General features: G+C 71.2%; 9 protein-coding genes. 5 read left to right on the top strand and 4 right to left on the bottom strand.

Annotated features, from left to right (window positions below; genetic code table 11):
• Window positions 1-32: 32 nt before the first annotated feature.
• From B1L07_02240 to B1L07_02230, 3 genes are all read right to left on the bottom strand, one after another.
• Window positions 33-2,648, bottom strand: a complete 2,616-nt coding sequence (locus B1L07_02240; GenBank protein ID AUZ54144.1) for a hypothetical protein — start codon at window positions 2,646-2,648, stop codon at window positions 33-35.
• A gap of 59 nt (window positions 2,649-2,707) precedes the next feature.
• Window positions 2,708-3,616: a hypothetical protein gene (locus B1L07_02235; protein ID AUZ56416.1), complete on the bottom strand. Its 909-nt coding sequence runs from the start codon at window positions 3,614-3,616 to the stop codon at window positions 2,708-2,710.
• A 272-nt stretch (window positions 3,617-3,888) separates the two neighbouring features.
• The gene (locus B1L07_02230) at window positions 3,889-4,281 is read right to left on the bottom strand and encodes a hypothetical protein (protein ID AUZ54143.1); all 393 of its coding nucleotides are present in this window, start codon (window positions 4,279-4,281) and stop codon (window positions 3,889-3,891) included.
• 362 nt (window positions 4,282-4,643) lie between these two features.
• On the opposite strand from B1L07_02230, the gene B1L07_02225 reads away from it, so the two are divergent.
• Window positions 4,644-6,911 carry a hypothetical protein gene (locus B1L07_02225; GenBank protein AUZ54142.1) on the top strand — a complete coding sequence of 756 codons (2,268 nt, stop codon included), beginning with the start codon at window positions 4,644-4,646 and terminating at the stop codon, window positions 6,909-6,911.
• A gap of 246 nt (window positions 6,912-7,157) precedes the next feature.
• The gene (locus B1L07_02220) at window positions 7,158-8,354 is read left to right on the top strand and encodes a chromate transporter (protein ID AUZ56415.1); all 1,197 of its coding nucleotides are present in this window, start codon (window positions 7,158-7,160) and stop codon (window positions 8,352-8,354) included.
• A gap of 61 nt (window positions 8,355-8,415) precedes the next feature.
• On the opposite strand, the gene B1L07_02215 is transcribed toward B1L07_02220, so the two are convergent.
• Window positions 8,416-10,248, bottom strand: coding sequence for a glutamine--fructose-6-phosphate transaminase (isomerizing) (locus tag B1L07_02215; GenBank protein AUZ54141.1), 1,833 nt, complete (start codon window positions 10,246-10,248; stop codon window positions 8,416-8,418).
• A 217-nt stretch (window positions 10,249-10,465) separates the two neighbouring features.
• Here B1L07_02215 and B1L07_02210 point away from each other — a divergent pair, with 217 nt between their 5' ends.
• The 3 genes from B1L07_02210 to B1L07_02200 all read left to right on the top strand — a co-directional run bounded on the left by B1L07_02210 (window position 10,466) and on the right by B1L07_02200 (window position 13,955).
• Window positions 10,466-11,734: an efflux transporter periplasmic adaptor subunit gene (locus B1L07_02210; GenBank protein ID AUZ54140.1), complete on the top strand. Its 1,269-nt coding sequence runs from the start codon at window positions 10,466-10,468 to the stop codon at window positions 11,732-11,734.
• A gap of 157 nt (window positions 11,735-11,891) precedes the next feature.
• Complete coding sequence (locus B1L07_02205) at window positions 11,892-12,614, top strand: ABC transporter ATP-binding protein (protein AUZ54139.1); 723 nt, start codon at window positions 11,892-11,894, stop codon at window positions 12,612-12,614.
• An 18-nt stretch (window positions 12,615-12,632) separates the two neighbouring features.
• A complete protein-coding gene (locus B1L07_02200; protein ID AUZ56414.1) occupies window positions 12,633-13,955 on the top strand; it encodes an ABC transporter ATP-binding protein in 1,323 nt (440 codons plus the stop codon).
• Window positions 13,956-13,958: the final 3 nt, after the last annotated feature.

Genomic DNA, 13,958 nt, shown 5'->3' with positions numbered 1-13,958 from the left:
CGCCCGTCGTGGCAAACGGCCCGGGCGGCGGCTCAGAACTTCTGCGTGTAGCGCAGGTAGACGATGCGGCCGTAGGCGTTGTACAGGTTGAAGTTCCAGGGCCGGCCGTCGGTTTCGACCAGCTGCGGGTAGCGGTTGCCCAGGTTGTTGGCGCCCAGGGTGATGCCGGCGTTCCACGGCGCCTTGTAGGTCAGCGCCAGGTCATGGGTGACATAGCTGCCCACGCGCGTGCCCGGGTCGCCGGCCAGGAAGCCGAAGGTCGGCTTGACCCCGGGGTTGCGCTGGTCGCCGATGTAGTTGACGTTCCAGTTGACGCTCCAGTCCCCGCGGCTCCAGATGTTGCGCAGGCTGCCGCGCATCTCCGGGGCGGCCGCCCAGCCCAGCCGGTCCTTGACCGTGGCCCCGTCGGTCACCTTGAACTCCAGCACGCGCGCCATCTGCAGCCAGCTCTCCAGCCGGCCCCAGCCGCCGCCGTCGAAACGGCCGCGCAGGTTCAGGTCCAGGCCGCGGGTGCTGAGGTCGCCCTCGTTGGCATAGGCGGTGTTGATCTCGCGGATGGAGCCGTTGGCGCGTCGCTCCACCGAGGTTCCGGCCGGCAGCGGCAGGCCGTTGTTGTCGAACTCCACCAGCTCCTGGTACTCGATCAGGCGGATGCGGTCGTCGATGCGGATGTGGTAGTAGTCCAGGGTCAGGTTCAGCCAGTCCAGCGGGTCCCAGGCCAGGCCCAGGCTGTACTGGCGGGAATGCTCGGAACCCAGCGCGGGGTTGCCGCTGGACCAGGTATCGACCTGGTAGCTGACGTCCTTGCTGACCGGGCCATCGGCGATGCCGTCGTTGTTGGCGTCGCCGCCGCACTGGGCGGACGAATAGCCCACCGCCAGGCAGCTGCGGTAGTCCTGCACGTGCTCGGCCGAGAACGAACGCTTGGCATGGATGCTGTTGAGGTTGGGTGCGCGAAAGCCCTTGCCGACCGAACCGCGCAGGGTCAGGTTGGCCAGCGGCTGCCAGCGCAGCGAGAGCTTGGGCGACAGGTCGCCGCCGTAATCGCTGTAGCGGTCGTAGCGCGCGGCCAGGGTGAAGTCGAACCCGTCCGCCACCGGCAGCAGCCATTCGGCGAAGGCGGCCTGCACGCGGCGGTTGCCGGCCGCCGAGTTGCCCGAGGAGCCGGCCACGACGCCGGCTTCGGACAATGAATCGTAGGTGTCGGCATAGTCTTCGCGGCGCGACTCCAGGCCGAACGCCAGCGCCGAGCGCCCGCCGGCCATGTCGAACAGGTCCAGGCTGGCGTTGGCGTAAAGCTCGTCGATGACGAACTTGCCCTCGCGGCTGGTGGTGGTGGTGAAGCCCTTGATGACCTCGTCCGGGTTGCCGAACGGGTCGCGCAGGTTGTAGCGGCCATCGGCGGCGGCGGCCTCGGCCAGCGGGGTGACGATGTAGCCGCGTCCCTGGTCGCGCAGGCGCGCGTCGCTGCGGCGCACGCCGGCATCCACGCTGAGCCGGTCGTTGACCTGCCAGTCCACGCCGACGCCCAGGTCGAGCACGGTGTTGTCGATGTAGTTGTCGCGGTTGCCGGCCGCGGCGTAGCGGTGGTAGATGAAGGCGCCGAGCCCGTCGCCGGGTACCGGGTCGTTGGGCGAGTTCTCCGCCACGTAGAGCACCCCGGGCGTCGGCGCGTAGCGGCCGAAACTGCTGGCATGGCTGTAGCTGGCGGTGGAGTACAGCGACACCGCGTCGTTGACCCGCAGGGTGCCGCGCGCGAACAAGGCCTTGTTCTTGATCGAGGCCTCGTTGGCGGCCACCGCGTTGTAGTCGTAGACGCAGTTGCTGCCGTTCATCCAGAAGTTCGGGTCCTTGCAGGCATAGCCCGGCAGCGCACCACCGGCATCGCCCTCCTCGCCCGGGCTGGTCGCGCTCTCAAAGTAGAAGTTGTTGCCATAGGGCGAGCTGCCGCGCGTGTCGCCGCCGAGCTGGTCGCGGGTGAACACGATGCCGCGCGCGTTGTAGGACGCGCCGAACATCAGATTGCCGCGCTCGCCGGAGGTACCGAACAGGATCGATCCCTCCTCGGTGTCGCCGCCGGCGACATCGGGCGATCCCCTGCCGAGGCGCAGTTCGGCGCCGTCGAAATCCTTGCGCAGGATGATGTTGACCACGCCACCGATGGCATCGGAACCGTACAGCGCGGAGGCGCCGTCGGACAGCACCTCGATGCGCTCCACCGCCGCCATCGGGATGGTGTTGAGGTCGGCATTGCTGCCCAGCGACGGCGCGTACGGCGCGCGGCGGCCATCGACCAGCACCAGGGTGCGGTCCGAGCCGATGCCGCGCAGGTTGACGTCGGATACGCCCTGGGCGCTGCTGCCCGAGCGCGGGCTGAAGTTGCCGAACGAGGCGAACGTGGTATCGCGCAGCACATCGGCCACCGAGACATGGCCGCTGGCGTCGATGGCGGCGCGGTCGATCACGGTGACCGGCACCGCGCCCTCGATGTCGGCGCGCTTGATGCGCGAGCCGGTGACTTCTATCCGGTCCAGGCTGCGCACGTCCGGCTGCGATTGCGCCAGCGAAGCGAACGGGACCAGTGCGGCGGCGATGCCCAGCGGGAGCACGGCCAGCCGGGCGACCGGCTTGGAACAGCGATGTTTCACGGATTTCTCTCCAGGTAATGTTGGTGGGACGTCAACGCCACACGACGTTAATGAGCCGCTCACGCCACTGCGCCGCATGCCCTGTCCATTGGGTTTGCAGGGTCTGTCGACAGCGCCTGCGCGCCACTGCGATACAGCGACGGCGACACGCCGAAATGGGTGCGGAACGCACGCGAGAAGCTGCAGTTGTTCTCGAAGCCGCTGGCCGCCCCGACCTCGGTGATGGACAGCGGCGTGTCGCGGATCAGGCGCGCGCTGCTGGCCAGCCGCAGCCGCACCGAGGTGGCCTGCGGGCATTCGCCGTAGACCGCACGGAAGGTCTTGGTGAAGTACCAGACCGACATGCTGCTGAGCTCGGCCAGCTCGCCGATCCTGACCACCCGGTGGGTATGTCCTTCGATGTACTGCAGGGCGCGCTGCATGCGCGCATAGACCTGCCGCCGGTGCGACAGCGAACGCCCCGGGCAGCGCGCGATCAGTGCCTGCTGGCCCTGCTGCAGCCCGGCTAGGGCGCGCAGCAGCCGCTCCACCTGCCAGCGGTCGGCGGGCGTGGCCTGCATGCCGCGGCCCGGGCGCCCCAGCACCGCGCGCCAGCGGCGCGCCAGCAGTCGCCGGGCCAGCCCCGTCGCGCTGCCACGGCCCGGGAACAGCGCCAGCTGCGGCGAGCGCAGCAGGCGCATCTGCAGGGCCGCCGGCAACACCAGCCCGACGGCGACGGTGCGTTCACCGGCATGCAGCAGCGGGTGCGCGCCACGGTCGAAGTGGATCCACTGGCCGGCCCCGAGCCGGAACGCGCCCGCCCGCGCGGCAATGTCCAGCTCGCCCCGGAGCACCAGCCAGAACGACGCCTCGGCCGCGCCCAGCGCCAGGCTGGCGCCGCGCGCGAGCGTCGCCAGCAGCGGCAGGTCGGCATCGCCCACCTGCTCCAGTTCGCGCGTATCACCACGGTCCAGCCACAACACCTGCATTTGCACCTGCATGACCACTCCTTTGTTGGAACTGGCCATCTGTTTGCGCGTCCGCGTGCCGAAATGCCGGAAATGCAGCCGAAATCTTTCCGAAATCCGCTGCCGGCGGCGTGCCACAGGCCATTGCCGCGTCCGCGCGGCGGACAGGCGGACAGTGCGGACAGCCCCGTGCGCACTGGCTGCGCCGCGTATCCGGCGTCCGCGGCGGACACACGAACGCGCAGGCCCGCACCAGGACGGTGCGGGCCTGCGTTGGATCACGGGGCGCGGGGTCAGTTGCGCCGGCGCGCGAGGCGCTTGTACTCGGCCTCGTCGATCGCGCGCATCCCGCGCACCGCGCAGCGGCCGGACCGGGAAGTCACCACGCTGCCTTCGGTGCAGACCACGTTCTGGCGGCCATCGGTGGCGATCACGATGTTCGAATTGCGCATCATCGCCTCGCAGTAACCGCCGAAATCGAGGCGCAGATGCCTGTCGCCATCAGCGATGACCATGCCCTCGCCGCCCACACGCGCCGCCTTGTGCTGGCCGGACAGGGTGACGCAGGACGCTGGCGTGGCATCACCCTGCTTGCCAGCCGCCACGGCATCCACGGGCAGCATGGCGGCGGCGGCCAGGCCCAGGACGATCATCAGATATCGGTACATGGTGCTTTCCTTCTTCATGCCGTGCCCGGCATGGGCACGGACACAAGGCTAGGCAGCGGCCAGCACCGCGGAATCTGCTTGAAGTCGCGATGACCAAGGACCGGGCATCACGCCAAGCCATGCAAACCGCGTGGCGGACGACGCAGGCGAAGGCATCGCCTGGCTGAACGCCGGTGCGCGACCTGACCAAAGGCACATGCCGCTGTGCCGGTGGCGACACATCCTCGGGCCGTGACGGGGCCGTGGCTGCGGCACGGCATCGCACCGGACCGACGCGGTCCGCGTGCCGTGCCGGTGCGGTGCGCGCCCCGTCCATGATCAGGGCGGGCATGCTGGCCAGGCCTGCAGACGGGCAGACCGGCACAAGGGAAGAGCAGGCAGTGAACGACGTGGGTGATACCGGCAACGCGGACCGGGCGCAGGCGTCCGCGGGCCGTATCCTGCGCGTGGGCGACCACGATATCGACGTGGACCGGCGCACCGTGGTCTCGCGCATCGATGGCAACTCGCGGCGGGTGACGCGCAAATCACTGCAGGTACTGCGGGTGCTCGTGGACGAGGCCGGGAAAGTGGTGAGCCGCGACGTGCTGCTGGCGCGCGTGTGGCCCGACACGCTGCCCACCGACGACGTACTGACCCAGGCCATCGCCCTGCTGCGCAAGGCATTCGGCGACGACCGCGGCGCGCCGCGCTACATCGAGACCATCGCCAGGGGCGGCTACCGCCTGCTGGCCACGCATGCGTGGCTGGCGGCGCCGGTCGCGGATGCCGAACCGGCGCGGGACGCCACCACGCACGAGGCCACGGCGCCGGAACTGCATCCGGAACCGGATCCGGCCCCGCACCCGGCCCCGCCCGCCGCGTCGCGGCGCGCAGGGCGGCGGTGGTGGCCCGCGCTGCTGGCGGTCGCGGTACTGGGGGTGACGCTGGTGCCGGCGCTGCTGCTGCCCGCCCGCACCGCACGCCACGCCGCGGCAACCGCGGCCGGCGGCGCGCGCGAGGCGTCGCTGCAGTACCACGCCATCGTGTCCTCGCCCGAGCAGGAGACCGCGCCGCGCCTGTCGCCGGACGGCACGCAACTGCTGTTCGCGCGCCAGGACCCCGCCACGGGCGGGCAGCGGCTGTACCTGCAGCGCACGTCGCAGGCCAGCGCGCAACCGTTCACCTTCCCCGTCGGCGACGAGCGCGACAGCCTGCCGGCATGGTCGCGCGACGGCCGCCAGGCCGCGTTCGTGCGCAGGTCCGGGCAGGGCTGCCACTTCATGCTCGCCGCAGCCGACGGCGGCGCCGCGCGGGTGGCCGGCGCCTGCGCGGACCGCGAGGGGCAACCGTTCGACTGGACCCCCGATGGCGGCGCACTGGTCGCCGGTGGCCTGCGCGCGGACGGCGGCCGTGGGCTGCACCGGCTCGATCTCGCCAGCGCGCGCTGGCGCGTACTGGACTACGGCGTCGACCGCGATGCCGTCGATTCGCTGCCGCGCCATTCCCCCGATGGCCGCTGGCTCGGCTTCCGCCGCGGCACCACGCTGGGCGACCTGTGGGTCATGCCCGCGGCCGGTGGTACGCCGCGCCGCGTCACTTCGCTGCGCGGCGACATCCGCGGCTGGGCCTGGCTGCCGGACAGCCGCGGCATGGTCTTCAGCCTGGTCAAGGAAGAAGTCCGGCTGTACCGCGTCGACCTGGCCGGTGGCACGCCGGTGCCGCTGCCGGTGCTGGGGGGCGGCAACCCGACCTACCCCGACATCGCCGCCGACCACTGGTCGATGGTGTTCGAGATCGACCGGCTGCGCAGCGGCATGTTCCGCTTCCGCACCGACGGCAGCGGCGGCGGCGAACCGGTGTTCGCATCCAGCGGCGTCGACCTCACCCCCGGCATCTCCCCCGATGGCAGCACCCTGGCCTTCGTGTCCGACCGCAGCCTGCACGCGCAGCTGTGGATCGGCCAGCCGGCGCACCCGCAGACGCTGCGTCCGGTGGCCGGGCTGGTGCCGGTACCGCGCCATCCGCCGGTCTGGTCCGCTGATGGCCGCCGCCTGCTGGTGATCGGCCGTGGTGAGCACGGCGACCGGCTGTTCGAAGTCGACGTCGGCAGCGACACGGTGAACGCGTTGCCGGTGCCGGCCGCGTCGCCGGCGTTCGCCGCCTACACCGATCGCAGCGACCGCCTGCTGGTGGGCACCGACGCCGGCCAGGGCCGGCTGCAGCTCACGCTCTACTCGCTGCCGGACTGGCGCCGCATCGCATCGCTGGACGACGTGGCGGTTGCCCGCCATGACCCGGCCGGACACCGGGTCTGCTTCACCCGGCCGGCCCGCCGCGGCCTGTGGTGCGCCGACCCGACGCTGCAGGCGGTGGTCCAGCATGACGCCGGATTCCCGGACGTGGCCCACTACCGCGAGTGGAGCATCGCCGCGGGAACGCCGCACTACAGCGGGCCGGCCGCGGGCTGCGGAACCGCGTGGCTGCCGCTCGGCCAGGCGCGCCGCGACGGCGGCCGCACCCGCTGCCTGATCGCCGCGCAGGCCACGCTGCCCGGCTCCAGCAGTGTCGACCGCGAAGGCCGCTGGTTGTATGCGTCGTTGCCGCTGGAGCACAACATCGACGTCGGCTGGACCTCGCTGCAAGCATTGGCCGCGACCGCGCGGTGACGGCGGGTGGGCGGCCGCCCCCGCGGTGGCCGCGGACGGCGTCGCCCGCGCAGGCGCGCCTGTCATCGGCCTGCGCTACTGTCGGCCACCGCCTTCCGCCATCGCGCCGTGCCATGCCCACCACCGCTTTCCCGGCCGCCACCGGCCGCCCCCCGTCGCAGCGCGTCCGCAGCCGCCCCGCAGGCGCGGTGCCACCGGGAAGCCGCCGTGGCGCATGAAACCGATGCGCCCGGCGGCGCTGACCCGGTGGCCGGCGACAGCGCATGGCGCGTGTTCCTGGTGTTCCTGCGGCTGGGCCTGGTCGCCTTCGGCGGGCCGGTCGCGCACCTGGGTTACTTCCACGCCGAGTTCGTCACCCGGCGCCGCTGGCTGGACCCGCGCGCCTATGCCGACCTGGTCGCGCTCTGCCAACTGCTGCCGGGCCCGGCCAGCAGCCAGGTCGGCATGGCGCTGGGCCTGTCGCGCTGCGGCTACCGTGGTGCGTTCGCCGCCTGGGCCGGCTTCACCCTGCCGTCGGCCATCGCCCTGATCGTCTTCGCGCGGTTCCTGGCCGGGCATCCCGGGGTGATTCCGCCCGGGGTGCTGCACGGGCTCAAGGTCGTGGCGGTGGCGGTGGTGGCGCAGGCGGTCTGGGGGATGGCGCGCAACCTGTACGCCGGCGGCACGTGGCTGGCGCTGGTGGCGGTGGCGGCCGCCATCGCCCTGGGCGTTCCTTCGGCCTGGGTGCAGCCGGGCCTGATCGCCGCCGCCGCGCTGGCCGGCCTGCTGCTGTTCAAACCCACGCCGGCGCCCCCAGGCGGCGCCTGGACGATCGCCGTGGGACGCCGCGCCGGCGCGTGGTGGCTGGCGCTGTTCTTCGCCCTGCTGGTGGCGCTGCCGCTGCTCGACGCGCTGCGGCCCGGCCACGCCATCGCCGAGGCCAGCGCCTTCTTCCGCGCCGGCGCGCTGGTGTTCGGTGGCGGCCACGTGGTGCTGCCGCTGCTGCAGGCGGCGGTGGTGCCAGCGGGCTGGGTCGACAACGACACCTTCCTCGCCGGCTACGGCGCCGCGCAGGCCATGCCCGGGCCGTTGTTCGCCTTCGCCGGCTTCCTCGGCGCCTCCATGCAGGCGGCACCGTCGGGCTGGAGCGGCGGGTTGCTGTGCCTGCTGGCGATCTTCGCCCCGTCGTTCCTGCTGGTCGCAGGCACGCTGCCGTTCTGGAACCGGCTGCGCGGCAACGCGCGCATGCGCGCCGCGCTGAGCGGCATCAACGCGGCGGTGGTGGGCCTGCTGCTGGCCGCGCTCTACGACCCGGTAGGCACCCATGCCATCCATGCGCCGCGGGACATCGCGCTGGCACTGGCCGCGCTCGCCGCGCTGGCATGGTGGAAGCTGCCGCCGTGGCTGGTGGTGGTCGGCTGCGGCGTCGCCGGCGGGATCGCGAGCATCGCCGGCCTGCAATGAACCGGCGGCCGGACGCGGTTGCCGCGCCGGCCGCCGTAGGGTCAAGCGGGCGCCGCCGCGCTCACTCCACGGTGACGCTCTTGGCCAGGTTGCGCGGCTTGTCCACGTCGGTGCCGCGCGCCAGGGCGGTGTGGTAGGCCAGCAGCTGCACCGGGATGGTGTGCACCACCGGGCTGAGTACGCCGGCGTGGCGCGGGGTGCGGATCACGTGCACGCCGTCGGAGGCGGTGAAGTTGCTGTCCTGGTCGGCGAACACGAACAGCTCGCCACCACGCGCGCGCACTTCCTGCATGTTGGATTTCACCTTCTCCAGCAGGCTGTCGTTGGGCGCGATCACCACCACCGGCATCTCCGCGTCCACCAGTGCCAGCGGCCCGTGCTTGAGCTCGCCGGCCGGGTAGGCCTCGGCATGGATGTAGGAGATTTCCTTGAGCTTGAGCGCGCCTTCCAGCGCGATCGGGTAGTGCAGGCCGCGGCCGAGGAACAGCGCGTTGGCCTTGCCGGCGAAGCGCTCGGCCCAGGCCACGATCTGCGGCTCCAGGTTCAACACGTGCTGCACGCTGCCCGGCAGGTGCCGCAGCTGCTCCAGGTAGTCGGCCTCGCGCGCGGCGTCGACCCGGCCGTGCAGCCGGCCCAGCACCACCGCCAGCTGGAACAGCGCCGCCAGCTGGGTGGTGAAGGCCTTGGTCGAGGCCACGCCGATCTCGGCGCCGGCGCGGGTATAGCAGACCAGTTCGCTGGCGCGCGGGATGGCGCTCTCGGGCACGTTGCAGATCGACAGCGTGTGCGCGTGCCCCAGCGACTTGGCGTACTTCAGCGCCTCCATCGTGTCCAGGGTTTCGCCGGACTGGGAAATGGTCACCACCAGGTGCCTGGGGTTGGCATAGGCGGCGCGGTAGCGGTACTCGCTGGCGATCTCCACGCTGCACGGCAGCCCGGCGATGGCCTCGATCCAGTAGCGCGCGGTCAGCCCGGCGTAGTAACTGGTGCCGCAGGCGAGGATCTGCACGCCCTCGATGCCGGCCAGCACCGTTTCGGCGTTGCGGCCGAACAGCGTGGCAGGGAAGCCGCCGGCGTCGATCGCCGCCTCGATGGTGTCGCCCAGCGCGCGCGGCTGCTCGTGGATTTCCTTCTGCATGAAGTGGCGGTACGGGCCCAGCTCCAGCGATGCCAGCGACACGTCGGACAGGTGCTCCTCGCGCTGCACCGGCATGTCGTCGGGGCCGAACACGCGCACGCCGGCGCGGGTCAGCTCGGCGGTGTCGCCTTCCTCCAGGAACACCACGCGGCGGGTGGCCTGGATCACCGCCGACACGTCGGAAGCGACGAAGTTCTCGCCCTCGCCCAGGCCCACCAGCAACGGGCAGCCCATGCGCGCGACCACCATCCGCTCCGGCTCCTTGCGGCTGATCACCGCCAGCGCGTAGGCGCCGGTCAATTCCTTGACCGCCCGCTGCAGCGCGCCCAGCAGGTCGTCGTGGTCGGCCTGCAGGTGGTGGTGGATCAGGTGCGCGATGACCTCGGTATCGGTCTGCGACTCGAACGTGTAGCCCAGCGCGCGCAGGCGCTCGCGCTGTTCCTCGTGGTTCTCGATGATGCCGTTGTGCACCAGCGCCACGCCGTGGCTGACGTGCGGGTGGGCGTTGGATTCGGTGACGCCGCCATGGGTGGCCCAGCGGGTGTGGCCGATGCCAAGCATGGCGGTGAAACCTTCGGCCGCGGCGGCACTGGCCATCTCGGCCACGCGGCCGGTGCGGCGCACGCGGCGGATGTCGCGGTCATTGAGAACGGCGATGCCGGAAGAATCGTAGCCCCGGTATTCCAGCCGCTTCAGTCCTTCGATCAGTACCGGTACCACATCGCGATCCGCGATCGCTCCCACAATGCCGCACATAGTCCATCCGCCTGGGTTCACAGACGGACATTCTAGGTCAGCCGCTTCGGACATCCATCGGACATCGGCGCGACACCCGGCCGCGGACACTGTCCGCGCCGGTGTCCGCGGACACCCGGACACCGCACCACGCAGGAATTAATCCTTGTTTTTCATGCACATGGATGTTGGCACGGGACGTGCTTAACAGATACCAACTCTTCCAGCGAAGCCGACGATGATCCGCGACACCTCCGCACAGGACCAGACAATCTCCCAGCGCTCGCGGCCGCAGTGGCGCCGCTGGCTGTGGCCGGCCGTGGCCACGGTCGTGGTGCTGGCGGGCATCGGCTTCGTCGCCAAGGGCTGGCTGGGCGGCTCGCGCTCGTTCGATGGCGCGCGCCTGCGCATCGCCACTGTGGGCCGCGGCGACCTGGTGCGCGACATCGCCGCCGACGGCCGCGTGATCGCCGCCAACAGCCCGGTGCTGTACGCGATCTCCGCCGGCACCGTGACCCTGAAGGTGGTGGCCGGCGACGTGGTCAAGCAGGGCCAGGAGCTGGCGGTGATCGACAGCCCGGAACTGCGCAGCAAGCTGGCGCAGGAACAGGCCACCCTGGCCGGCCTGGAGGCCGAGGCCGGGCGCGCCGCGCTCGACGCCACCCTGGCCCGCGCCACCGCCAGCAAGGTCACCGACCAGGCCGCCATCGACCGCCAGGCCGCCGCCCGCGACCTGGAGCGCTACCAGCGCGGCTTCGACGGCGGCGCGGTGCCGCAGGTCAACCTGGCCAAGGCGCAGGACGACCTGAAGAAGGCCGAGATCACCCTGCAGCATGCGCGCAGCGATGCCGCGCTGCAGAGCCAGGGCGCGGACCTGGACGCGCGCAACAAGCGCCTGCTCGCCAACCGCCAGCAGGCGGTGGTGGCCGAGGTGCAGCGCCAGGTGGACGCACTCACCCTGCGCGCGCCGTTCGATGGCCAGGTCGGCCAGGTGCAGGCCACCCAGCACACCCAGGTCGCGGCCAACGCGCCGATCCTGGGCGTGGTCGACCTGTCGCGCTTCGAGATCGAGATCAAGGTGCCCGAGAGCTTCGCCCGCGATCTGGCGATCGGCATGCCGGCCCAGCTCACCAGCGGCTCCGGCCAGCCGTTCCCGGGCGAAATCTCCGCGGTTTCGCCGGAGGTGGTCAACGGCGAGGTCGTGGCCCGCATCCGCTTCTCCGACAAGCAGCCCGAGGGCCTGCGCCAGAGCCAGCGGATGAGCGCGCGGATCCTGCTCGACACCCGCAAGAACGTGGTCAAGGTCGAGCGCGGCCCGTTCGTCGAGCAGTCCGGCGGCCGCTACGCCTGGGTGGTCAACGGCAGCACCGCCAGCCGCCGCCCGGTGCAGTTCGGCGTCAGCAGCCTGGGCGAGGTCGAGATCGTCTCCGGCCTGCAGCCGGGCGAGAAGGTCGTCGTTTCCGGTACCGACCTGTTCGGTGACGCCGAGAAGGTTTCCATCAACTGATCGAAAAGCCGGGCGCGGGGAACCGGCAACGGGGCATGGAAGCGACGGCAATCGTCCAGACCCTGCAAGCGCGATCCCCCACCCGTCCGCCACTGCGCTTCCTGTCCACCACGCCTGATCCCGCGTTTCCCGTTTCCCCTTTCCCAGAGGTCATCCCATGCTCCAGATGCAATCCGTCTCCAAGGTCTTCCGCACCGAGCAGGTCGAAACCCACGCGCTGCGCTCGCTCGACCTGCACGTGCGCGAAGGCGAGTTCGTCGCGGTCACCGGCCCGTCCGGCTCCGGCAAGACCACCTTCCTCAACATCGCCGGCCTGCTGGAGACCTTCACCAGCGGCAAGTACCTGCTCGACGGCCAGGACGTCAGCCACCTGGGCGACGATGCCCGCTCGCGCCTGCGCAACCAGAAGATCGGCTTCATCTTCCAGGGCTTCAACCTGATCCCCGACCTGAACCTGTTCGACAACGTCGACGTGCCGCTGCGCTACCGCGGCATGCCCTCGGCCGAGCGCCGCGAGCGCATCGAGAAGGCGCTCAGCAGTGTCGGCCTGGGCTCGCGCATGAAGCACTACCCGGCCGAGCTGTCCGGCGGCCAGCAGCAGCGCGCCGCCATCGCCCGCGCCCTGGCCGGCAGCCCGCGCCTGCTGCTGGCCGACGAACCGACCGGCAACCTCGACACGCAGATGGCGCGCGGCGTCATGGAACTGCTGGAGGAGATCAACAGCCAGGGCACCACCATCGTGATGGTGACCCACGATCCGGAACTGGCCGCGCGCGCGCAGCGCAACGTGCACATCGTCGACGGCCAGGCCACCGACCTGCTGCGCGAACCGTCGCTCGGGCGCGCGGTGGCGTCGGTCGAAGCGGCCACCCAGGCCTGAGCCACGGACATGCTGTCGCTGCTCCCCTACTACCTCCGGCAAGGCCTGCGCAGCCTTCGCCGCACGCCGGTGCTCACCGGGCTGATGGTGCTGTCCATCGCCATGGGCATCGGCGCGGCGATGACGACCTTGACCGTGCGGCACCTGCTGTCCGGTGATCCGCTGCCGGGACGCAGCCAGCACATCTACTACCCGCAGATCGATGCGACGCCCAGCGAGGAGCCGCGCGCCAACCCGCTGGACATGCTCGACTACACCACCGCCGTGGACCTGTGGCGCGCGGCCAGGGCCGACCGCCAGGCGCTGGTGGTGGACAGCCCGGTCAAGCTGCAGGCACCGGACAACGGCGAGCCGGCGAGCATGGCGACCATGCTCTCCACCACCGCCGATTTCTTCCCGATGTTCCAGGTGCCGATGGCCTGGGGCAGCGGCTGGTCTGCCGAGGACGACGAACGCCGCGCGCGGGTGGCGGTGATCTCCTGGGACCTCAACCAGCACCTGTTCGGGGGCACGGACAGCACCGGGAAGATGCTGCGCATCCGCGGCAGCGACGTGCGCATCGTCGGCGTGCTCGCACCGTGGCGGCCCTCGCCCCAGTTCTACACGGTGGCCGGCGGCCGCTTCGCCCAGGGCGATACGGCGTCGTACTACGCCAAGCCCGAGGACGTGATGGTGCCGTTCTTCACCGGCCTGCAGATCAACGCCGGCAACTTCCACCAGTTCACCTGCTGGGCGCTGCCCGAGCGCCCGGGCCACCTGGAGAACTCGCCGTGCGTATGGCTGCAGCTGTGGGTCCAGCTGGACAGCAGCGCCAAGGTCGCCGCCTACCGCCAGTTCATGGACGGCTACGTGCGCCAGCAGAACACGCTGGGCCGCATCCGCCAGACCGGCAACATGCGCCTGCCAAGCCTGATGGAATGGCTGGACTACAACGGCGCGGTGCCGCGCGATGCGCGCCTGCAGTCGTGGCTGGCACTGGCGTTCCTGGGCATCTGCCTGTTCAACACCGTCGGCCTGCTGCTGGCCAAGTTCCTGCGCCGCAGCGGCGAGATCGGCGTGCTGCGCGCACTGGGCGCCACCCGCACCATGGTGTTCCTGCAGTGCCTGGTCGAAGCGGCGCTGATCGGCCTGGCCGGCGGCGTGGCCGGGCTGGGCCTGACCCTGCTGGGGCTGTGGAACGTGCGCCAGCAACCGCTGGAATACGCCGACATGGTGCACCTGGACCTGCCGATGCTGGCCCTTACCTTCGCCCTGGCCGTGGCCGCCACGCTGCTGGCCGGCCTGTTGCCGGCGCTGCGCGCGAGCCGGATCGACCCCGCACTGCAGGTCAAGTCGCTGTGAGCA

Origin of the sequence: Stenotrophomonas acidaminiphila, assembly GCA_002951995.1 — a bacterium.
GTDB lineage: Bacteria > Pseudomonadota > Gammaproteobacteria > Xanthomonadales > Xanthomonadaceae > Stenotrophomonas > Stenotrophomonas acidaminiphila_A.
The sequence above is the reverse complement of the archived record's forward strand: the minus strand, read 5'-3'. Positions and strand labels throughout refer to the sequence as shown.